The sequence below is a fragment of the Microbacterium sp. zg-B96 genome, assembly GCF_030246865.1.
Taxonomy (GTDB): Bacteria; Actinomycetota; Actinomycetes; order Actinomycetales; family Microbacteriaceae; genus Microbacterium.
In genome coordinates, this window is the sequence record NZ_CP126738.1 from 292,036 (window position 1) to 313,340 (window position 21,305).

At 68.1% G+C, this 21,305-nt stretch carries 19 protein-coding genes and 1 pseudogene; 4 read left to right on the forward strand and 16 right to left on the reverse strand.

What is annotated here, in order from left to right; all coding sequences use genetic code 11:
- Positions 1 to 4: 4 nt before the first annotated feature.
- From QNO11_RS01350 to QNO11_RS01390, 9 genes are all read right to left on the reverse strand, one after another.
- Positions 5 to 1,234 carry an ABC transporter substrate-binding protein gene (locus tag QNO11_RS01350; protein ID WP_257508934.1) on the reverse strand — a complete coding sequence of 410 codons (1,230 nt, stop codon included), beginning with the start codon at positions 1,232 to 1,234 and terminating at the stop codon, positions 5 to 7.
- The gene (locus tag QNO11_RS01355) at positions 1,231 to 2,349 is read right to left on the reverse strand and encodes a branched-chain amino acid ABC transporter permease (protein WP_257508935.1); all 1,119 of its coding nucleotides are present in this window, start codon (positions 2,347 to 2,349) and stop codon (positions 1,231 to 1,233) included. Before QNO11_RS01355 ends, QNO11_RS01350 begins: the two co-directional genes overlap by 4 nt.
- Positions 2,346 to 3,227, reverse strand: a complete 882-nt coding sequence (locus QNO11_RS01360; protein ID WP_257508936.1) for a branched-chain amino acid ABC transporter permease — start codon at positions 3,225 to 3,227, stop codon at positions 2,346 to 2,348. The genes QNO11_RS01355 and QNO11_RS01360 overlap by 4 nt, the downstream gene beginning before the upstream one ends.
- Positions 3,220 to 3,993 (reverse strand): ABC transporter ATP-binding protein, encoded by a 774-nt coding sequence (locus QNO11_RS01365; protein WP_257508937.1) that lies wholly within the window; start codon positions 3,991 to 3,993, stop codon positions 3,220 to 3,222. Before QNO11_RS01365 ends, QNO11_RS01360 begins: the two co-directional genes overlap by 8 nt.
- Positions 3,990 to 4,829: an ABC transporter ATP-binding protein gene (locus QNO11_RS01370; protein ID WP_257508938.1), complete on the reverse strand. Its 840-nt coding sequence runs from the start codon at positions 4,827 to 4,829 to the stop codon at positions 3,990 to 3,992. The genes QNO11_RS01365 and QNO11_RS01370 overlap by 4 nt, the downstream gene beginning before the upstream one ends.
- Before the next feature lie 165 nt (positions 4,830 to 4,994).
- Positions 4,995 to 5,657 carry a hypothetical protein gene (locus QNO11_RS01375; protein ID WP_257508939.1) on the reverse strand — a complete coding sequence of 221 codons (663 nt, stop codon included), beginning with the start codon at positions 5,655 to 5,657 and terminating at the stop codon, positions 4,995 to 4,997.
- Between the two features lie 115 nt (positions 5,658 to 5,772).
- Positions 5,773 to 6,483 carry an alpha/beta fold hydrolase gene (locus QNO11_RS01380; protein ID WP_257508940.1) on the reverse strand — a complete coding sequence of 237 codons (711 nt, stop codon included), beginning with the start codon at positions 6,481 to 6,483 and terminating at the stop codon, positions 5,773 to 5,775.
- A 93-nt stretch (positions 6,484 to 6,576) separates the two neighbouring features.
- Positions 6,577 to 7,293, reverse strand: a complete 717-nt coding sequence (locus tag QNO11_RS01385) for an alpha/beta fold hydrolase (RefSeq protein WP_257508941.1) — start codon at positions 7,291 to 7,293, stop codon at positions 6,577 to 6,579.
- A gap of 2 nt (positions 7,294 to 7,295) precedes the next feature.
- The gene (locus QNO11_RS01390) at positions 7,296 to 8,258 is read right to left on the reverse strand and encodes an alpha/beta hydrolase (RefSeq protein ID WP_257508942.1); all 963 of its coding nucleotides are present in this window, start codon (positions 8,256 to 8,258) and stop codon (positions 7,296 to 7,298) included.
- A gap of 284 nt (positions 8,259 to 8,542) precedes the next feature.
- Between QNO11_RS01390 and QNO11_RS01395 the strand changes: the two genes are divergently transcribed.
- Entirely contained in the window at positions 8,543 to 10,558 is a 2,016-nt protein-coding gene (locus QNO11_RS01395; RefSeq protein ID WP_285169575.1) for a helix-turn-helix transcriptional regulator, read from the forward strand.
- 10 nt (positions 10,559 to 10,568) lie between these two features.
- Here QNO11_RS01395 and QNO11_RS01400 read toward each other — a convergent pair whose 3' ends face one another.
- The 3 genes from QNO11_RS01400 to QNO11_RS01410 all read right to left on the reverse strand — a co-directional run bounded on the left by QNO11_RS01400 (position 10,569) and on the right by QNO11_RS01410 (position 13,482).
- Positions 10,569 to 11,582, reverse strand: coding sequence for an LLM class flavin-dependent oxidoreductase (locus tag QNO11_RS01400; protein WP_257508944.1), 1,014 nt, complete (start codon positions 11,580 to 11,582; stop codon positions 10,569 to 10,571).
- Between the two features lie 89 nt (positions 11,583 to 11,671).
- Entirely contained in the window at positions 11,672 to 12,364 is a 693-nt protein-coding gene (locus QNO11_RS01405) for an NADPH-dependent F420 reductase (protein ID WP_257508945.1), read from the reverse strand.
- Entirely contained in the window at positions 12,361 to 13,482 is a 1,122-nt protein-coding gene (locus tag QNO11_RS01410) for an LLM class flavin-dependent oxidoreductase (protein WP_257508946.1), read from the reverse strand. The genes QNO11_RS01405 and QNO11_RS01410 overlap by 4 nt, the downstream gene beginning before the upstream one ends.
- Positions 13,483 to 13,559: 77 nt before the next feature.
- Between QNO11_RS01410 and QNO11_RS01415 the strand changes: the two genes are divergently transcribed.
- Positions 13,560 to 13,952 carry a winged helix-turn-helix transcriptional regulator gene (locus tag QNO11_RS01415; RefSeq protein ID WP_285169576.1) on the forward strand — a complete coding sequence of 131 codons (393 nt, stop codon included), beginning with the start codon at positions 13,560 to 13,562 and terminating at the stop codon, positions 13,950 to 13,952.
- A 71-nt stretch (positions 13,953 to 14,023) separates the two neighbouring features.
- Here QNO11_RS01415 and QNO11_RS16260 read toward each other — a convergent pair.
- Positions 14,024 to 14,254 (reverse strand): annotated as a pseudogene (locus QNO11_RS16260) (TetR-like C-terminal domain-containing protein); the annotation flags it as partial.
- Between the two features lie 358 nt (positions 14,255 to 14,612).
- Here QNO11_RS16260 and QNO11_RS01420 point away from each other — a divergent pair.
- Both QNO11_RS01420 and QNO11_RS01425 read left to right on the forward strand, forming a co-directional pair.
- Entirely contained in the window at positions 14,613 to 17,249 is a 2,637-nt protein-coding gene (locus tag QNO11_RS01420) for an ATP-binding protein (RefSeq protein ID WP_257508947.1), read from the forward strand.
- Positions 17,243 to 17,599 (forward strand): response regulator, encoded by a 357-nt coding sequence (locus QNO11_RS01425; RefSeq protein ID WP_257508948.1) that lies wholly within the window; start codon positions 17,243 to 17,245, stop codon positions 17,597 to 17,599. Before QNO11_RS01420 ends, QNO11_RS01425 begins: the two co-directional genes overlap by 7 nt.
- 105 nt (positions 17,600 to 17,704) lie before the next feature.
- On the opposite strand, the gene QNO11_RS01430 is transcribed toward QNO11_RS01425, so the two are convergent.
- The 3 genes from QNO11_RS01430 to QNO11_RS01440 are packed head-to-tail and all read right to left on the reverse strand — an operon-like array spanning position 17,705 to position 21,256.
- Entirely contained in the window at positions 17,705 to 18,817 is a 1,113-nt protein-coding gene (locus QNO11_RS01430) for a diguanylate cyclase domain-containing protein (protein WP_257508949.1), read from the reverse strand.
- Positions 18,814 to 20,460, reverse strand: coding sequence for a sensor histidine kinase (locus QNO11_RS01435; protein ID WP_257508950.1), 1,647 nt, complete (start codon positions 20,458 to 20,460; stop codon positions 18,814 to 18,816). The genes QNO11_RS01430 and QNO11_RS01435 overlap by 4 nt, the downstream gene beginning before the upstream one ends.
- 22 nt (positions 20,461 to 20,482) lie before the next feature.
- Positions 20,483 to 21,256, reverse strand: a complete 774-nt coding sequence (locus QNO11_RS01440; protein WP_257508951.1) for a response regulator transcription factor — start codon at positions 21,254 to 21,256, stop codon at positions 20,483 to 20,485.
- Positions 21,257 to 21,305: the final 49 nt, after the last annotated feature.

Sequence of the window (21,305 nt, forward strand, 5' to 3'; positions counted from 1 at the left end):
GCGGCTATTCGACGATGCCGAGGTCCCGGAGGTCGATCACGTCGCCCTGCGGCACCCAGGTCTCACCGTCGAACTGCGTGAGCTGAACCTGGAAGATGAGTCGCCCGCCGAATCCCGCGTCCAGCATCATGCCGTCCTGGAGGTACGGGTTCTCGGTGTCCTCGAGAGCGTCCCACGCCTCGAGCAGTCCGTCGGCGGTCAGCTCGGGAGCGTTGTTCAGCGCTTCCACCAGCGCGGCACCCAGTCCGTAGCCGTTGAACGCGAGGGCCTGCCGGGTGTCGCTCTCGTAGCCGTACTCGGTCATGACCTCGATGAAGGCCTGGGTCGCGGCATCCTCGGCGTTCTTCGGGTCGGCCGGGTCCTTGCCCCAGTGGAACGCGTAGGCGTCGACGACGGCGTCCGCGCCGGCGGGGTCGACCACGGTGACGAAGTCGGCCATGTTGCCTGCGAGCAGGAGAGTGGGCTCGTAGCCGATCTCGTCCATGTACTTCGTGACCGCGCCGATCGTGGGGGCGCCGATGTTGATGATGACGGTGTCCACGCCCGCCGCCTGGAACTGGCTGACCTGCGCGGTGAGGTCGGCCGTGCCCGGGGGAACCATGGCGACCTGCGCGGGGGTCAGGCCACCGGCCTCGAGACCGGCGATGTGGCTCTCGCTGAGGTCGTTGTTGAACCCGATGAAGCCGACGACCGCGTCGGGGCGGTTCTCCTGCAGCCACTGGGCGTGCAACTGGCCCTCCCACACCACGTCGGGCCAGAAGGCGCGCGTATAGGGGAAGTTCTCCACGTCGCTGAGCGGGGTCTGCCCGGCCAGTGCGATCTGCGCGACCTTCTTGTCGTTGAGATACGGCCGGCCGGGAACCGCGATGCCGCCGAAGTTGACCACGGCGATGGCGCCCTCCTTCTCCACGAAGCTGCGCTGGTTGTCGGCGAGACGGGCGGGGTCATAGGCGTCGTCGGCGGTGACGAGCTTGATCTCGCGTCCGTCGATGCCGCCTTCCGCGTTGGTCATCTCGATGTAGGCCTCGAAGCCGTGCAAGCCTGCGGCCGCCGCGGCCAGCGGCCCGCTTTGGGGCCAGCTGGCCCCGATGACGATCGGGCTGTCATCCTGCGGCTCAGCGGGTGGTTCGTTCGCGGCCTGCCGTCCCGTGCAGCCGCTGAGCAGCAGGGTGGTGACCGCTACTGCGGCGGCGGCGATGACGGCGGAGCGAGCTCGTCGTGACGTCTTCATCATCGATTCGCTTCCTTTCGTGTGGATGCTGTTGTTGTTTCGGGATAGGACTCGGGGTCGGTGTTACTGCCGGATTCGGTCTTGGGGTTGCGTGGGGCGGTGCTTCGGCGACCGCGCACGAGCGCGGCGCCGCGGCGGCCGATCGACGTGCTCCACGCGGCCAGGCCACCGGGCGCGAGGATCAGGCAGACACCGAGGAGCACGGCGAAGATGAGCTGGGCGAACTGCCCCGACGCCTGGCCGGGCAGGACCTTGCTGGCGAAGTCGGGGAGGTACACGACGATCGCCGCACCCACGATCGCGCCGATCCACGAGCGGCTGCCGCCGACCGTGGCGGCCATGAGCAGGATCAGCGAGAACGTCAGCAGGTAGCTGTCGGGCGTCGCGACCGTCAGTACGAGCACGAGGATGCCGCCGGCCAGACCCGCCACGGCGGAGCTGACGACGAAGGCGATGAGCTTCAACTGGGGGACGCGCACGCCGTTGGACGCGGCGAGGATCCGGTTCGTCCGAATCGCGGCGTAGGCGCGGCCGAAGCGGCCCACCGTGATGTTGCGGAGGAGCACGAGCGTGCCCGCAAGCGCCAGGAGGGCGAAGAGGAAACCGAACTGGGCGGGCGTGAGCGCGATCCCGTCAGGAGCGACGAAGGGCGAGGTCGGCAGCGCCAGCCCCACGGTCCCGCCGGTGAAGTCACTGAACCGGCTCACCACGAGCGGGAAGACCGCGGCGATGGCTATGGTGAACAGCCCGAGGTTCAGTCCGCCGAGCTTCAGCGCCGGAATGCCGATCGCGAGGCCGACGATGAGCCCCGCGCCGATGCTCGCCATGAGGGCGAGTGGCCACGGTACGTCGAGGTTCAGCATCAGGAGCATCGTCGTGTAGCCGCCGATGCCGAAGATCGCGCCGTGCCCGACGCTGATCTGCCCTGAGAACCCGACGAGGAGGTTCAGACCCGCCACTCCCAGAGCGATCGCGAGCACGCGGGTCATGTTGAACAGGTCGTAGTCGCTCACCAGGAACGGGATCGCGACGCCCACCACGAGCAGGGCGAGGGTGAGCAGGCCTCGCGGGGTGCGGTACCAGGGCCGCGCGTGGGGGTAGGGGATGGGACTGGTCACGCGCGCACCATCCGCTCTTTTCCGAAGAGTCCGCCGGGCTTGACAAGCAGGACGATCACGATGAGGACGAAGGCGACCACGATGTTGAGGTCCCCACCGAGGAAGGGAATGTACCTGCCGGCAAACGCCGTGACGACGCCGATCAGCAGGCCACCGACGACCGCGCCCACTCGACTGGTCAAGCCTCCGAGCGTGGCGGCGGCGAGGGCCATCAACAGCGGGAAGTTCATCATCGACGGGGACAGTCCCAGGGTGGGGGCGGCCACGACGCCGGCCACCGCGCCGACGGCGCCGGCGATCGCCCACCCGAGGGCGAGCCACACGGGGGCTGACAGCCCCAGCAGTGCCGCCGAGGGGGCATTCTGCGCGACGGCGCGCAGACGCAATCCGATCGGGGTCTTCTGGAAGAGGAGCGCGGTCAGGCCCATCGCGACGACGACGAGGAGCGCGCCACCGGCCTGCTGGTAGGTGAGGCGCAGTCCGGCGAACTCGATGAGTCCGGAGCCGAAAGGGCTGGGGTAGCTGCGCGGGTCGGTTCCCCAGATGATGCCGGCGAGCGCGCTGATCCCGAGGAGCAACGCCACACCCATCGCCATCAGGACGCCTTCGTTGCGGGTGTCGGCCCAGCGGACCACCAGCACGTGCACGAGGGCGCCGATCACGGCGGATGCGGCGACGGCGATGAGGATCGCGAGCCACGGCGAGATGCCGGTCGAGAGCATCGTGAACGCGATGAAGGCGGCCACGACGGCGAGCTCCCCCTGCGCGAAGTTCAGCATGCCGGTGCCTTGGAACACGACGCTCAGCGCCAGGGCGAGGGCGGCGTAGACGGTTCCGGTGGTGAGGCCGTCCAGGAAGATCTGGAAGAACTCAGTCATCGAGCGCTCCTCGGGTCGAAGGGAACGGGCGGTCCGCAGGAGCGGACGGCGCCTCGCCGAGGTAGGCCGCACGCAGCGCGTCGTGATCCTGCAGATCCGCGGCGGGACCCTCGAGCGACACGCGACCCCGGGTGAGGACGACCGCGCGGTCGGCCACCCGCAGCGACAATCGCGCATTCTGCTCGGCGAGCAGGATCGTCAGCGACCACGCATCCCGCAGCGACTGGAAGCGGTTGAACAACTCGAGCGTGGTCAGGGGGGCCAGGCCCAGTGACGGCTCGTCGACCAGAAGCAGGCGGGGCCGGGCGAGAAGTGCCCGCGCCACTGCGAGCATCTGCGCCTGTCCTCCCGACAGCGCCCCCGCCTGGCGGCCGCGCATCTCGTGCAGCACCGGGAAGGTCTCATTGATCAGGTCCAGGTCCTCGTTGGCCGTCGCACGCACGGGGCGGGGCCGGGCGAGTATGCCCAGGCGCAGGTTCTCCTCGACGGTCAGCTCCGTGAAGGTTCCGCGGCCCTCGGGGACATGGCCGATGCCGAGGCGGGCCACGCGCGCCGTCGTCATTTTGTCGATGCGGGTGCCGTCGAGAGTGATGGCACCGCTCGAATCGACCTGTCTGCAGATGGCACGGAGCAGGGTCGTCTTGCCGGCGCCGTTCGCGCCGAGCAGGGCGACGATCTCACCCTCTTCGATCGCGAGATCCACACCGTGGAGCACTTCGACCCCGCCGTAGCGCGCGCGGAGGTTCTGGGTCGTGAGGACGGTCATGGCAGCAGCTCCCCGTCAGACGGCGCGTCGGCACCGAGGTACGCGGCGATCACGCGGGGGTCAGCGGACACGGTTGTCGGGTCGCCGTACGCGAGCAGCCGGCCGGCGTCGAGCACCGCGACGAAGCGAGCGACGCGCATGACGAGGCCGACGTCGTGCTCGACGAGGAGGCTCGTCATGTCCGTGTCGGCCCCGAAGTCGGCGATGACCTCCAGCAGTTCATCGGCTTCGTCGGCACTCAGTCCGGCGGCGGGCTCGTCGAGCAGGAGCAGCGAGGGACGTGACAGCAGCGCGCGCGCCACTTCCACTCGGCGTCGATCGGCGTGGGCCAGGCTGCTCACCGGCGCGAGCGCCAGAGGTTGCAGCGCGAGCGGACCCATCAGATCCCACGCCTCGAGGCGGACGGCGCGTTCCTCGCGGCTCGCTCGGCCGATCCGCAGCGCGGCGGACCACATTCCGGCGCGCATCCCGCCGTGCGCACCCAGCAGGACGTTTTCGAAGACGTTGAGGTCGGGAAGGAGCGCGGGCGTCTGGAAGGTGCGGGCGATGCCTGCGATCGCCCGGGCCTGCGCCGGCACGCCGCTCATGGGCCGGCCGGCCAGCTCGATCTCGCCCTCGTGGCGGTAGATCCCGCTGATGCAGTTGAACAGGGTCGTCTTGCCCGCCCCATTGGGCCCGATGACCGCGCTCGTTCCGCCGCGAGGGATCGAGAAGCTGACGGCGTCCAGCGCGCGCACGCCGCGAAAGCCGATGCCCACGTCACGGATCGTCAGGGCAGGGGCGGCCATATCGCGCTCGTCAGGGCCGACGGTCGCATCGGTGTCCAGGGTCATCATCCTCGATGTCTCGGGTAGGCGGGGCGGCAATGCCTCACGGCCAAACCTACGAGCGAGCATGCATGTGGGCGAGACTGATTTACCTATACACAGGATCGATCCTGTTTATAGCGTGAGCCGTTTCGCCGTCGAGCGTGCGCGCGCGGCGCCGCTTGAAACGGGTGGTCAGCGCGTCCGGTGCCGGTCGACGCCGGCAGCTGTCAGCATCGCGCCGGAGACAAAGGACGCGACGGCAATGCCGGGCGCGAGGGCGGTGCCCAGGAGCATCAAACCCACGCCGACCCACAGCACCAGTGGCGACCAGTGGCGCGACGTCAAGGCGCCCACAGCCCCTATGAGCAGTGCGAGCGCGCACGTCGCGAGACCGGGGAGGACGGCGGAGATCCACAGGCTCGCCCCGGTCTCGCCGGCCGGTCGGGCGCCGGTGTACGCAGTTGCGGCATAGAACGTCCAGGAGCCGACCCATGCCAGTGAGACTGCCGCGAAGACGAGATACACGGCCGAGCGGGCGGTCGACGGCCGGACGACAGCGACGACGAGCCCGGCAAGCAGCAGCACCCCCGACATCCCGCCAAGCACGACGAGCACCCCGAGGTACCCGATGCCGTCCCCGCACGCCCAGCTTCCGTCCGCGCCCCATTCACCGCCGATGCTCCACGAGCAGTTGAAGTGGAGCGTTTCGCGCATAAGGCCGACTGAGCCCCCCGCGAAGAGAAAGGCAAGGAGTCCTCCGACCACGACCACGACCGCAACTGCCGCCGTCGCCGCGCGTTCGGATCGCGCCGATGTCGTGCTCGGCCGCGCGGGATCCATCGATGAGGTGGTCACCGTCCCGACGCTACCGGTCCGCCTCAGCTCAGAGAAGGGCTCCAGGTCCGCGTAATGACGCGACCTGGAGCCTTCTCGCGGAGAACTCCGCTTCGACGGATCGAGATCGGTTCCCTCAGTGCGCCGTCGCCAGCGCATGCTCGGCTGCGGTGTGGATGACCTCCGAGACGACGCGGGCCTGAGTCATGAAGACGGCATGACTGGCCGAGACGTAGGTGATCTCCGCGCCCGCCCGCTCAGCCATGTGCTTCAGCATCGCCTGGTCGAAGGACTGGTCCTCGGTGGCGATGACCGCCCAAGCCGGCTTGTCGTGCCACGCGGCGTGCGCCACCGGGGTGGCGAAGGCCGACATGTTGATCGGCACCTGCGAGTCACGCAGGAACGCCGCATCCTCGTCACTGGCATCCGCCGCGAAACCGATCTTGAAGGTGTCGGGATTGAGGAACCCGAACCCGTCCTCTCCCACATCGATGGTGAAGTTCGGGGTGGGCGCAAACCCCTCGTACTGCGTGGCCGTGTTCTCGCCGCTGTCCGGAGCCAGGGCGGACACGTACACCAGTCCCGCGACGGCGGGGTGGTTGCCGGCCTCGGTGATCACCGTGCCGCCCCAGGAGTGACCGACGAGGATCGTCGGGCCCTCCTGCAGGTCGAGCACCCTTTTTGTGGCGGCGATGTCGTCTTGCAGAGAGGTGAGCGGGTTCTGCACGATCGTGACCCGGTGTCCTTCGGCGGTCAGCGTGTCGTAGACCCGCCGCCAGCCGGAACCGTCCGCGAACGCGCCGTGCACCAGCACGACGTTCCTGATGATGTGATCCGTGTGACTCATGTTTCCCTTCCTTTCGTGGCCCGCGGAGCTTCACTCGCGGGAGCGTTGTCGAGATAGCGGTCGCCGACTCGATAGACGTGTGCTGTCGAGGGGTCACCCCGTGATGGCGGCGAGGATCGTGCGGGTCACGGCATCCGGCTGCGAGACGCCGATCGCGTGGGATGCCTCCGCCACGACCGTCGTGCCCTTCGAACCGGCGCGCGCGGCGAAGAACGCGATCGCGGCAGCAGGGATGTTTCTGTCGGCTCCGCCGGACACGAACCACGACGGGATCGATCGCCACGCCGGCGACGACGTGGCCAGCGGCTCGCTCAGCGCACGATCGGAGATCGCACGCTGGGTCGCGGCCATGAGGGCCGCCGTGGCGTCGTCGACGTCCGCGCAGAACTGCTGGTGGAACAGCTCCGTGCGGATGGTGAGGTCGGTCCCTCCAGAGGTCAGCGGCAACGCCGACACAGTCTGACCCAGGGAGCTTCCGGGGTAGAGGTCGGTGAGCTGAGACGTCGACTCCCCGGTGTCGGGTGCAAAGGCGCCGACGTACACGAGCGCTTCGACGTTCTCGGCCGAAGCCGCCGCTTGCGTGATCACCATGCCGCCGTAGGAGTGCCCTACCAGGACGACCGGCCCGTCGACGCCCCGCACGAGGTCGGCGACGTACTCCGCGTCACCGGTCAGGCTGCGCAACGGGTTGGATGCTGCGCGTGCGCGCACGCCGTTCTGCGCGAGCTGTTCGATCACGCCGTTCCAACTGGAGTTCTCGGCGAATGCGCCGTGCACGAGGACGACCGTGGTGTTGCTGTTGGGAGACATGGTCAGCGGCCCGTGTCGTGGGTGCCGAGCGCCTTGCCCAGCACATGAATGGCCTGCTCGACTGCCGCAGTCGCGGCCGCAGACGATCGCAGGGGGTTCACCATCATGAAGTCGTGGAGGATGCCGTTGTAGCGGACGCAGGTCGTCCGAACGCCCAGCTCTGTGAGCCGGCGCGCGTAGGCTTCGCCCTCGTCGCGGAGCACGTCGTTCTCGTCGACGATGATGAACGTCTCGGGCAGTCCCGCGAGCTCTTCGTCGGACGCGCGCAGCGGGGACGCGATCGGGTCCGCCCGCGCCGCCGGGTCAGGCGTGTAGGCGTCCCAGAACCACGCCATCGACTTCGCCGTCAGGAACGGCCCGTCGGCGAACTCCCGGTAGCTGTCGGTGTCCTGCGCTGCATCGGTGACGGGGTAGTAAAGCGACTGATGGATGACTGTGACGTCCCCCCGGCGCTGGGCGAGGAGAGTGACGGCGGTGGCCATGCAACCGCCCACCGAGTCGCCTGCAACCGCGAGCCGGGTGGCGTCGAGCTTCTCCGCTTCGGCGTTCGCGACGATCCACTGTGCCGCGGCGTAGGCCTGTTCGATGGCGACGGGGAACGCGGCTTCGGGCGAGCGGTCGTACTCCACGAAGACGAGAGCCGCAGAGGCGCCGGCCGCGAGTTCGCGGGTGAGCCGGTCGTGCGTACCGGCGTTGCCGAGTATCCAGCCGCCGCCGTGGATGTACAGGACAACGGGAAGCACCTCGGTCGCGCCCTTCGGGCGCAGGATGCGGACCCGAGCATCCCCGACCTCAGCCGGAACAGTCACCCACCGCTCATCGACGTCGACTTTGTCGATCGGTGCGGCCTGAACGTCGTCGAGGACTTTCCTCGCCGCTTCCGGGCCGATCTTGTACAGGTACGGGGGCTGGGCGGTTGCGTCGGCGAACGCCTGACCCTCCTTCTCGAGCACATGCTTGCTCATGTCATCTCCTATCGATGATCCGGGGGTGGGCGGCGGTGTACCCACATGGCGATGATCTGCCGCCCGCGTAACGGGCGGGAAGAGTCGATCGACTGACTCGAGTCATCAGCGGGTCAGGGCAGGTCACGGGAGTCGTCCGTCGGAAAGTCTTCCGCGGTCGTCGATAGCGGACTAAGGGATGCAGGTCAGAGGCCCTTTTCGTACAATGAACCATGGTGACGCGAACACCGCCGGCGACTGACGCACCTGCACCGTCCGCGCTCATCCTCCGGCACGTCGAAGATGTGTTCGGCCCGCAGGCGGCGCCAGCAGCGGTGATCGCGCGCCTGTCCCGCCGAGACCGCTGGCCGGAGGTCCTTCCCCGGCTCAGCGATCTGACCGCCGAGGGCGTGGCCGCCGCCGCTGACTTCCAGGCCCTGTCGCCCGAGCTTCGCGCTCATGTGCTCGCGCTCGCCCTCCAGGGTGTGGCGGGCGTTGTGCCGCTGGATCCTGCGGCTGCCTCGGCCACCGGGTTCGTCGATGTGGAGCGCGGGGGGCTCATCACCTGGAGTTCGGACGTGCACCGCGTTGCAGTCCTCGCCGGCGCTGACCTCGACGATCATCGGGTTGCCGGACGCCTCTGCTTCTCAGGCCCCTCGGACCGGCACGGTGGTGCGCTCCACCTGCTCCTGGCCCGGGAGACGGTCGAGCCCACCGACCTGGTTGCTGCGGCCGATTTCTTCGCGCGCGCGGACCGACCGTCATGGGCGATGGTCTGCCTCGTCAGCGCCGCCGACGCCGCCCCTACTCCCACCGCAGCCGCCTCGTTCGCCGCCGCCGCAGCGAACATCGCCGCGTTCGAGGGCGACTTCTCCGAGGCCGAGCGGGTGATGAGGAACTTCACCCCCAGCGACACCAAGGTGCTCATCCGCGACAGCGCCCCTGCCAGGGCGCTGCGACAAGCGCTCGTCGAGACCAACACCGTCGCCGCGCGGGCTACCGTTCTCGCACGTCTGGAGGAGCCCGGCATCACGGCGAGCGCAGCCGGACAGGCCCTCGCCGTCTACGCGCTCGCCAACATCATCGACGGCGATCCGACCTCCTGGGAAGGATTCTTCCGAGCATTCTCGGCCGCGCCGTCGCCTGCGCATCCCGCGTTCGTGGCCATCGTGCGTACTATCGGCGCCCCGAATACGGCATTCGAACCGCACCTGGATCCGCCCGTCACCGACGGGCGGGGATGGTCGCAGCTGGCCGAGTGCATGTCCTCGCTGCTGGACGCATTCCGCGACATGCGCCTGGAATATTCCGCCCCTGCCGTGCTGGGTGCGCGCGCGGGCAACCGGCTCGTTCGAACGGTCGCGGCGACGTGGGTGTCGGTGACGCTCGCCCACAACCACCACTGGAGCATGCTCGACACAGAGTTGAAGGTCGCGATGGATACGACGAGCATCGTGCCCGCCCCGCTGATGCGGCTCAATGCCGAGGCTCTGTTCGCCCTTCTTGAAGCGTTCCGCGGCGAACGTGCCGCGGCGCGGGAGCGCCTGGATCGCATCCGCTCCGAGCCGGCGCTGCGGCGCGCCTATCGGCTTCGGCTGGTTCTGGACTCGGTCGACGTCATGATCGAAGGACCGCAGGGCAACTACGAGCATGCCCTGGCCCTGCTATCCACACGGGAGCCCGACATCCTCGACCTCACGGTCGGCCCGTGCGGTCCTGTGGAAATCTTCGACTTCGTCGACTACGCGCTGCTGCTCCAGCAGCACGAGGAGGCCGTCGCACGGGTGGAGCAGGCCCGGGAGATTCTGCGCCCGCATCACTCCGAACGGGCAGCCTTTGTGCTGGCCGCCTGCGAAGCGGCGATCGCCGCGCGCAACACTCTGACGCCCGCGGAGGATCTCCTCGCCCGTGCGCAGACATTGCCGTTCGTATACGAATGCGCCCGCCTCCGCCTCGTCTACGCCGAACGCCTCAGGCGGCTGAGCCGCACCGCCGAGGCCCGCCGCCAGCTCCTTCGTGTCGAGGTGGAGTTCAAGACGGTGCAGGCCGGCGCCTGGATGGACCGGGTGCACAGCGAGTTGCGCGCATGCCAGCGCGGGGCCGTGATGCACGTCGCCGATCTCACCGAACAGGAGTCTCGGATCGCGGAGCTCGCCGCCGGCGGCTTGTCGAACAAGGAGATCGGCACCCGATTGCACCTTTCGCCCCGTACGGTCGGCGGGCACCTCTACAAGGTCTTCCCGAAGCTCGGCATTACCACCCGCGCTCAGTTGCGTGACGCGTTGGTGACCGCCAATCTCCACGACACCACAGAAGGGTAGCGCCCGGTTCTCACGCCGAGATCGAGCGTCCCATCAGTGCGTCGACGGAGGTGCCGCCCAGCTCGCTCTGCACAATCGGGCGCACCTGCGTTCCGAACAACTCGATCGCATGGAGGAGCTCACGCTGGGGCACTGCCCCCATGTCCATGTGGATGTACTGGCGCACATGCCCCCAGTGTTCGTGCATGAGCAGAATCCGCTCGGCGATCTCCTCCGGTGAACCGACCAGCAATCCTCCTTGCGGGCCGGTGTCGCGCTCGTATGAATCCCGCGTCGGAGGACTGAAGCCGCGCTGCTCCCCGACGGTTTTCATGAACTGATGCCAGTGCGGCCACCACGTTTCGCGCGCGTGGTTGCCGTTCTCGAGGACGAAGCCCGGTGACCCGAGCATGACCAGCGTCTGCTGGGGTGAATTGCCGAAGTGAGCCGACGCGCGGCGATAAAGTTCAGCGTTCGCGGCGGAGCGGATCGCGCTTCCTCCCAGCACGCCGGTCGCCATCGGAAGGCCGAGTTGAGCCGCCCGGACGACGGAGCCAGGGTTTCCCCCGACGCCGAGCCAGATCGGGATGGGGCCCTGTTCAGCTCGCGGAGGGGCATACTGGCCGGTCAGCGCCGGCCGAGTCTCCCCGTGCCACGAGACGCGGGCGGATCGGTTCACTTCGATGAGAAGGTCGAGCTTCTCAGCGAACAGGCGATCGTAGTCCTGAAGGTCGTACCCGAAGAGCGGAAACGACTCGATGGAAGACCCGCGTCCGGGGATCATCTCCACTCGGCCGCCCGAGATCGCGTCGACCGTGGCGAACTGCTGGTAGACCCGGACGGGATCGTCGGTGCTGAGGACCGTGACCGCACTGGAGAGTTTGATGCGGGACGTGAGCGCGGCTGCGGCAGCGAGCACCGGTGCGGCAGCGGACACCGGGAATTCGGGGGTGTGGTGCTCGCCGACTCCGAACCAATCGAGTCCCACCTCCTCGGCGAGCGCGATCGATTCCACGACATTCCGTATCGCTTGCGCTTCAGACACGCGCGATCCCGTCGCGGGATCGCGGCTAGCATCACCGAAAGCACCGACACCTAGTTCCACGATCTTCTCCAGTTCCTTCGAGGAGGTGCTTAGTTCGGGCTTGCATGGACAAGAGGTGCACCATGCGCCGCGTCCGTGAGCGCCCCGGCGTCAAGACGGGCCCCGAACGGCGCTTCACCGGGCTCGAGCAGGCGTCCCGCGGCAAGTGAGTCAACCTGGACGGCGTCATACCCGATGCGCTCGATGACCTGGGCAACCATCGCGACATCCCTCACATCGTCGCCGGCGACCGCGATCGCTCGACGGTCCGGATGCCGCGACGGCCGGCGATCCGGTTCCAGATCGTGATAACCCGTGTGATTGAACGACTTGACGACACGGGCTCCAGGCAGAAGCGCTTGGACGACCGAACTCGTGCCGTCCACGGCTCCATCGAACTCGGCGATCTGTCCGTCGACCGGCGGCCAATAGTTCATGGCGTCGACCACGAGTCGTCCCTCGAGCATCGTGGCATCCACGGTCTTGATCCGGTGCAGAGGGAGCGCCAGGATGACCATGTCCGCGTCTGACACCGACTCCTCGGCCCAGGCCGCGCGGGCACCGGGTGCGACGACGGAGACGATTATCTCAACGAGCGCCGGATCGCCCGACCCGGAAATCGTCACGTCGTATCCTGCGTCGACGAGCGCTCGGGCAAGGGCCGTACCCACGCGTCCGGCACCAAGAATGGCGATGCGACGGATCCCAGACGCGCCCGCGCGCCGCTCGTCGGCGGCCCTCACGCTGCACCCGCGTTCTCTTGTCCCATGTCAGCCAGGAGCCGGCGCACACGGGGAACGACCTCGAGCCCGAAGCGTTCAATGGTGTCTGTCTTGGCGGCGTGATCCATGCGACTCGCGGCCGCAACGAAATCGAAGCGCGTGGCACCCAGCAGCCCCATCGAGGCCGCGATGCGTCGGGCCACGGTTTCGGCGGAGCCGACGAAGAGCGCGCCACCCGCTACTTCGGCGTCATAACGATCACGGCGGAACGGAGCCCAGCCGCGCTTCGGGGCCTCGGCGTTCATCATGCCGGACCACACCGGCCAGAACCGTTCGATGGCCTCTTCATCGCTATCCGCGATGAAGCCGTGCACGTGCATGCCGACGGGCTGATCGACCTGGTCGAGTGCGGACAGCGCCTGGCGATAAAGCGTGGTCAGGGGTGCGAATCGCTCGATGGTCCCCCCGATGATGCCCAGCATGAGCGGCAGCCCGAAACGGGCAGCACGGATGACGGACTGCGGACTGCCGCCGACGCCGACCCACACCGGCACTGCACCCGGAGCAAGGGTGGGCTCGAGTACCTGCTCGAACAGTGGCGGGCGGAATCTGCCCGTCCACGTGACCGGCTGGCTGCGCAGCAACTGCATCAGCAGACCGAGCTTCTCTTCGAACAGGTCCTCGTAGTCCCCCAGGTCGAAACCGAAAAGCGGAAACGATTCGATCGCCGAACCGCGCCCGACGATCATCTGGGCGCGACCGTGCGAAAGCGCGTCCAGCGTGGCGAACTCGTTGTAGACGCGCACGGGGTCCTGCGTGCTCAGGACGGTGACGGCTGTGCCGACTCGAAGAGTCGTCGTGCGCGCGGCGATGGCGCCCAGGATCACCGGTCCCGCGGAGTCCATCATTCCCTTGCGGTAGTGCTCCGCGATGCCGAAGGAGTCCAGGCCCACCCCCTCCGCCGTGACGGCCTCCTCGACGACATCGCGGATGACCTGAGCGCCGCTCACCGTCCCGGCCGGCCCCTCCGATTGGAAGGCGAACGTACCGATCCCGAAGTGGAGTGCCCCGGGCGCCGGGTCGTTGATGCGTGACTCCGACCAAGAAGGGCTGAGGGAGACTGATGCTTGGTTACTCATAGTTACTTGTGTACTATGCGATAACCAGTCACTGCAACGTTACCCAGTCACCCCCATGTGACCGAGTGGAGGATCCGATGGCCGATGCCGCGCCGCAAACCATGCTTCAGATCTGTACGGAAGACGACCCGCTCCTGTTCCGCTCGATCCTGGACCGGGTGGGCGACAAGTGGACGCTCATCATCATCGGGCTGCTCGAGCAGAAGACGCATAGATTCACGGAGCTCCTCTCCGCGATTCCGGGCATCTCGCGGCGAATGCTCACGCTGAGCCTGCGATCTCTCGAACGCGACGGGCTTGTCGAGCGGACCGTCTACGCACAGGTGCCGCCGCGGGTCGAGTACCGGGTGACCCCGCTCGGCCTTGGCCTGAGCGAGCCGGTGTTGGCTCTGGCGGGGTGGGTCGCCCGACACAAGGGCGAGATCGCCGCCCACCGCACGACCTTCGACGAATCAGCGTGTGACGACTGACGGGAGGGCGTTGATTTCGCAGTTCGCCCCATATGCGTCGCGGTGAGCGCGGGAAGCAGTACCCGGTCCACGAGGTCCTGCACCGTCGCCGGGTCGAGCGCCTGCCGCTGTATGGACACGCGGCCGAAGGCCACCGAGGGAACGATGCTCGTGATCAGCGGGACCGGCGTGGAGGGGGCCACCGTGCCCCGCTCGATCCCACGCTCGATCACGGCGACGATCGCCGCGAACGGCGGACCGCCGATGGCCTCGCGGGCGGCCTCGTACAGCTCCGGGTTACGGCCGAACTCGAGCGCGCGCACCGCGGCGACGGCGAGGTCGATCTTGCCCGGCCACCGACGGTAGATGGCAGCTTTGCTGCTGCCCGCGGCGCGGGTGCGGTCAGCACGTGTTTTCGATCAATCTCTCACGCGGGCCGACGGAGGCAGGCGCCGAGCACGCACTCCAGCGCGGCACCCCTTAGGCTAGGCTCCCCCCATGTCGCCTCCCGACCCGCTCTTCGATTGCGAGGGCGAGATGGCGTCAGCAGTGGCTGCACACGACTGGTCCGGGACGCCCTTGGGGCCCGTCAGCTCTTGGACAGCCGCACTTCGGACGGCGGTGGGGCTCGTATTGCGGAGTCGCTACCCGATGGTGCTCACGTGGGGCGAGGACCTCGTGATGCTCTACAACGACGCTTACATTCCCACGGTCGGGCCAAAGCACCCTGCGCTGGGCGAAAAGCTCAGCCACGTGTTCGCGGAGATCTGGGACGACATCGGTCCTATGCAGCGGTCGGTGCTCGCCGGAGGGCCGGCGGTCTACCTCGAGGACTTCCGCCTCTCCATCGAGCTGGCGAGCGGCCTGACAGAGAATTTCTTCACGTTCTCGTACTCCCACGTCCCGGATGACGAAGGTCCCGGTGGAGTGCTGACGGTCATGTCCCTCACCACCCGCCAGGTGGTGGCGGCTCGCCGCCTCGCGTTGCTGCACCGCTTGGCTTTGGAGGTCGACCGGGCGCTCGCGCCCCACGAGGCTATGGACGCAGCCCTCCAGGTCCTGTCCGGCGCGAGCGATGATCTGGTGGGTGGAGCGCTCTACACCCGCACGAAGCCGTCGGACGGCGCCGCGCCAATCATGAGACGTTTGGGGGTTTTCGGAGAAGTCGGGTGTGCGGAGTTCCCTGAGCGAATTCAGTCGTCGTCCCATCCGGTGGTGCACGCGTGGCAGGGGCGGTCGCCCGTCCGCGCCCAGAACGGGCCGCCGCCGGCGGGCAGACTTCCGACGTCGTGGGTTGCCATTCCCGTGCACGGACAGGGCGAGGTCGAGGCCGTGCTAGCGCTGTTCCCTCACCCGCTCCGGCCAGCGGACACCGACCAGGATCGGTTCCTGGAGCTGATCGCCGACCAGGTCGGGCAGATCCTGGGCATGGCGACGGCACGAGATCGTGAACGTGCACGCCTGGAGGCGCTGGCTGCGCTCGATGCGGCGAAGACTGCGTTCCTGTCCAATGTCAGCCATGAGTTCCGGACCCCGCTCACCCTCCTCCTCGGCCCTTTGCAGGACGTCGTTGACGGGCGGGCGTCGGCGATTGAACGTGCCGAGGCCGAGGTGATGAGATCCACTGCGCTGCGGCTCCTTTGGATGGTGAACACACTGCTGGACGTAGCCAGGATCGAGGAAGGTGGCATGGTCGCCACACCGGAGATGATCGATGTCGCTCAGATCACTGGGGACCTGCTCCGACCGTTCGAACTGGCTGCTCGGCGGACCGGGCTTCAGTTGCACAGCGATCTGGATCCGACCCTCGGGCAGGTGCTCGTTGATCCGGAGTTGTGGGAGAAGATCGTGCTCAACCTGGTCGCCAACGCGATCAAGTTCACGTTGCGCGGCTCGGTTCGTGTGATGGTCGCCGCCCGCGACGGCCGACTGGTCCTCCGCGTCTCCGATACCGGGGTGGGCATACCCTCCTCGGAGATCCCACACGTCTTCGACCGCTTTCACCGGGTTAGGGACGACGACACCCGCAGCGTGGAGGGCACCGGCCTCGGCCTCGCTCTCGTGGCCGAGGCTGCGCGGGCGATGAGCGGCACAGCGACGGTGCGCTCCGAGCCGGGGATGGGTTCCGCCTTCGAGGTGACGCTGCCGCTGGTTCGCACGGGTCCCGCCTCCCGGTGGAGCCCCCACGTCGATGTGGCCATGGCGATAGCGGAAGACCTGGTGGCGTCCGACGACCAGGAGATCGTGCGTGTGGGCCAGCAGCCGCCCCTGGGACGGGATGGACCTGCCATCCTGGTGGTGGAGGACAACGCCGCGCTCCGCTCGCGGCTCGCCCGGTTGCTCAGCGACCTGGGGACGGTCACCGCCGTCCCGGACGGGGTTGCGGCGCTTGAGATTCTCCGGTCCGAACAGGTGAGCCTGGTGGTGACCGACGTGATGATGCCACGGATGGACGGGCTGACCCTCCTGCAGGCGATTCGTAGCGACGAGTCACTGCGCAGGATTCCGGTCGTGCTGCTCTCCGCCGTGGCGGGGTCCGAGGCAGCAGCGGGAGCGATTGAGGCGGGGGCCGACGACTACGTGGTGAAGCCGTTCACACCCGGAGAGCTGCTGGCCAGGTGCCGCATGAACCTCGAACTCGCTGAGTACCGCGCGACCGCTGCGGCCAGCAACGCACGCGGCGCGCTGCTCGCTGGCGTGAGCCACGACATGCAGACGCCCCTGTCCGTCATTACGAGCGCCCTCGACCTCCTCAGCGAGCCCAGCATGGATGAGGGGCGTCGCCGCAGGATCCTGACCCGTGCCCAGGTGCGTGCGGCCCAGCTGAGCCGACTCGTGACGCAATTCCTGGATTGGTCGAGACTGAACATGAGCGAGCCGCTCCCGATCCGGGTCGGGGCAGTGGACCTCAAGGACATCATCAGCGAAATCGTCTCCGAGCACGAGCAGATCGCGATTCGCGTGACCGGGGACCCAGAACGGGAAGTGTGGTGTGACGACCGACGCACCGCTCAGATCCTTCATAACCTCGTGGAGAACGCGGAGCGGGTGGCCCGCACCCATATCGAGATCCGGATAGAGAGTGACGACGACCTGTGCGTTGTGCGGGTCGTCGACGATGGATCGGGGGTGAGTCCTGAGGTTTTACCGCTCCTCTTCGAGGCGTTTGGCCCGACTACGGCTGCGAAGGGCAACGGCCTCGGGCTGCACATCTCCCGAGCCGCCGCCCAAGCGCAGGGAGGCGCACTGGAGTTGGAGTCCACCGGTCCGGAGGGCTCGGTGTTCGCGTTGCGCCTTCCGAGGAGGCGACCGTGCTGAGAGTTCTTCTCGCAGACGACGACCCGGACATCCGCGACATGACCGCAGAACTGCTTGGCCGGCGCGGCTGCGTGGTGACCATGGTGGCGTCCGGAGAAGAAGCTCTGGCCGTTCTCGCGGCGGAAACCTTTGACGTGCTGGTTCTCGATCAGAACATGCCCCCCGGCTCCGGCACCTCGGTGGCCACCGCGCGCCGGGCACTCGGCGACACCACTCCGATCGTGCTGTGGACCGGCTGGTCAGGGACCCTCGACGCCAACGAGCTTGAGCGTCTCGAGATCCGCCTGGTGAACAAGGCCGGTCCCCGCCAGCTGATCGCGCTGGTGCTGGAACTCGGGCAGTCGGACTGACGCTCCCGCCGGTCGCTGGCGGGGTTCGCTGAGCGAGGTCTGGGCTCCACCAGCGGGTTCCCCAGAAACGACCGGATGAGTCCAGCGTTGCCGTGCCGATCCCGCTCAGACGGCGCCTGCGGTGGACCAGCGGTGCCCACCGGCGGCGCGGGCGCTGTCCATCGCCGTCTGTGCGGCCGTCACGAGCGCGTCGAGGTCGTAGCCGTGGGTGCGCACCGACGCCGATCCGGCGCTCGCCGAGAACTCGACGGCCAGCGGCTGGTCGGTCTGCACCGTGGATACACGCTCGAGCAGATCTCGGATGCAGTCGCGCACCGTGGTTTCGGGTCGCGACAGCAGCACCAGGAAGCCGGCGCCGCCGTCCCCGCCGATGTCGGAATCCGCGGGGAACGATGCGCGCACGTCGGCGCCGAGGCGGTCGACGATGCGGCGGAACGCGTCCTCGCCGCCCGCGATCCGCAGAGCGTCGGTGTCGTCGAGCGACAGCGCGATGAGGCTCCAGGTCGTCTCTCCCGCCGCCTCGGCTCGAGCCAGCCGATCCCTCGCCGTATGAGGGAAGAACTCCCCGGATTCGAACGTCCCGGCCTCGACGGGATTGCGCGCGAGGCCCAGCAGCGACACGAGAGCGCACGTCAGGTAGGCGATGACGCCGATCGCCTTGAGGTCGGGGAGCACGTGCTCAACGTTGCCGGACAGCCCGTTGACGATGGCGGCGACGACGCTCGCGATGCCGATGAGGGGAAGCACACCCGACACGATGAGCAGCGGGAGCAGTCGGCTCGCGTCGTGCTCATGCCTCCGGATCAGCTCGAGGACCGAGAGCGCCGCCCAGGTCGAGGCGAGGAGGTACGACGTCGAGTAGATGAGCGAGTGCCACGGCGCGTGGATGCTGGTGGCGAGCGCGGTCGCGGCGACGGCCGCCACGAGGGGTCCCACCCACATGTACCCGCGCGCGCCGCGCGCCACCCGCAGACCCGACCAGACGAACGCCGGTGCCGCCATGACGACGCCTTCCGACACCTCCGCGAGGGTCGGCATCCCGGTCGCGTCGGAGATGAGCACGCCGAAGCTCGAGATCATCACGAGCAGGAACATCAGCGACCACAGCAGAGTCGCCACCGACGGTCGATATAGGAAGCCGAGCCCGATCATCATCATCGAGGTCAGCGTGGCCAGTACCGCCAGGATGACCGAGCCGTCCACCGTCGCGGTCGTCATGGCGCCTCCGCAGGGATCCGGATCGTGATCGTCGTGCCGACGCCGGGTTCGCTGTCGACATGGATCGTTCCGCCGTGCGCCTCGACGATCGTGCGCACGATGCTGAGCCCGAGACCCGTGCCCGCGATGCCGCTCTCAACGGCGGTCTCGGATCTGAAGTAGGGCTCGAAGATGTGGGGGAGCTCAGTTGCCGCGATCCCCATGCCGGTGTCTGCAACGCTCAGTTCGACCGTCGATCCGTCGTGGCGGGCGCTGACGTGCACCGTCCCGCCTGCGGGGGTGTACTTCAGCGCGTTGCCGAGGAGGTTGTCGGTCAGCTGTCGCAGGCGGAAGGCATCCCCCCAGATCATCAGTGGCTCCCCGGCATCCAGAGACAGCCGTACGTGATGGTCGTTCGCGCTCACGGCGAACGACTCGACGGAGGCCTCGACAACGGCGCGCAGATCGGTGACGGCGCGCGCATCGCGGTCGGCCCGCGTCGTGGCGTCGGGCTGGGAGGAGAGGATCGTGGACACGAGGTGCATCATGCGCTCGCTGGACTCCTCAATGACGAGCAGGCGTTTGCGCTCGCGCTCATCGATGCGATCGCTTTCCAGAAGGCGGTCGGTGTGACCGAGGATCCCGGTGAGCGGATTGCGCAGCTCGTGCGACACCTGCGCGGCGAGTGCCTGGCGACGCTTGTCGGCAGCCACCACCTCCGTGATGTCCTCCGCGATGAGCACGGTGCTGTCTTCTTCCCCCGGCCGCGGCTGCTGATGCCGGGTCGTGATCGACAGCGCATGCCAGCGACCGTCCGGATCGAACAGCCAGACACGCTCGTCTTCGAACTCCTCGCCGCGCATCGCGCGGGCATAGGAACGCTCGCCGGTTCGGAGGGCCCGTCCGCGCAGCCCGTCGTACTCGATGGAGTGTGCACGCTGGCTCGGGTCGGACTCGTCGATCGCGTACAGCGTGCGGTAGGCGGAGTTCGCCGACAGCAGTTCTCCGGTGGTGCTGACCTGGGCAATGGCAATGTGGACGGCGTCGAGCATGTCGCTGATGCGGCGGCGCTCGATCGAGACTGTGTCGAGCGAATGATGGATGCGACGCGATTGGCGCATGAGCAGCGTGCGATACGCGCGTGCCTGCCGCGCCGTGGCATGGACCGCGACGCCGACGAAGGCCAGCGCCAGCACCGCGATGAGCACGCGCAGCGCACTCGCGGGCGACGACTCATTCGCCAGCACCTCGATGAGGGTGATGACCGCGACGACGGCCAGACCCGCCACGAGCCGGGAGAGCGGGAACTGCGCCGCGAGCCACGTGATGGGAAACACCCACAGGTGTGAGATCCGCAGCGCGGTGCTGAACGTCAGCAGGCCCACCCACAGGATGTCGAGGTACGGCAGCCAGACGATGGCGCCTTCGGGCAGGCGACGCCAGGGGATCACCAGTGCGGCGATAGTAGTGGCGAAGACGCCCGCGACGCCGATCACGAGAGGCGGAATGCCGAGCACCGCGGGATCGAGCAGGTAGCCGACGATGATGATGATCGCGACGACGGCGGCGAACAGCAGTTGCCAGATCCAGACCGTGCGGATGCCCCCGTCGGTCCCGCGCAGATCGAACGCGGGGTCGACCGCGGGGATCACCCCGGTCGGCACGGCTCCTCCTCGAAGGGCGTCGTCATTGCCGAGTCGCGCTGCCCGTGAGGCGATACCCCACGCCTCTCACGGTCTCGACGTACCGAGGGGCGGTCGGGTCTTCGTCGAGCTTGCGTCGGAGCTTGGCGATGTGGGTCTCGATCGTCCTCATCTCGACGTCCGACACCTCCGCATCGGAGCTGCCGCGCTGGCTGCGCACGGCGAGGGCGAGCTCTTCCTTCGTGCGGACGCGCTGGCCTGTCTCCATGAGGGCGACGAGCAGGTCGAACTCCGTGCGCGTGAGCCCGGCGTCGTCGCCACCGCGCGCGGCGATGCGGGTCGCGCGATCGACGACGAGGTCATCGTACGCGAGGACGGCGGGCGCCTCGCCTGCGGCGGGACCGTCGGCGGGTGTCGAGGCATCCGCCGACGCGTCGGCCTTCACCCGCCGCAGCACCGCCTCGACGCGGGCGCGGAACTCGCGCGCGCGGAACGGCTTAGCGACGAAGTCGTCGGCGCCCGCCGACAGCGCCAGGACCGCGTCGGCCTCTTCTGTCAGCGCCGAGACGACGATGATGTGGGTCGCGCTGCGGTTACGGACGCGGCGCGTTGTCTCCAATCCGTCGATGCCGGGCATGTTGATGTCGACGGTGGTGATGAGCGGTTCATGCTCAAGCACCGCCTCGACGCCGTCGGCGCTGTTGGAGGCGCCGAAGGCTTGGACACCCGCCGACTCGAAGATGTCCACGAGCAGCTCACGGACGACCTCGTCGTCCTCGATGACGACGGCCCGGGCACCCTTCGCGCCGATATTCATCGGGCCCTCCTCTTCCTGGATCCTGTCCGAATTGTTCCACACTGCACTC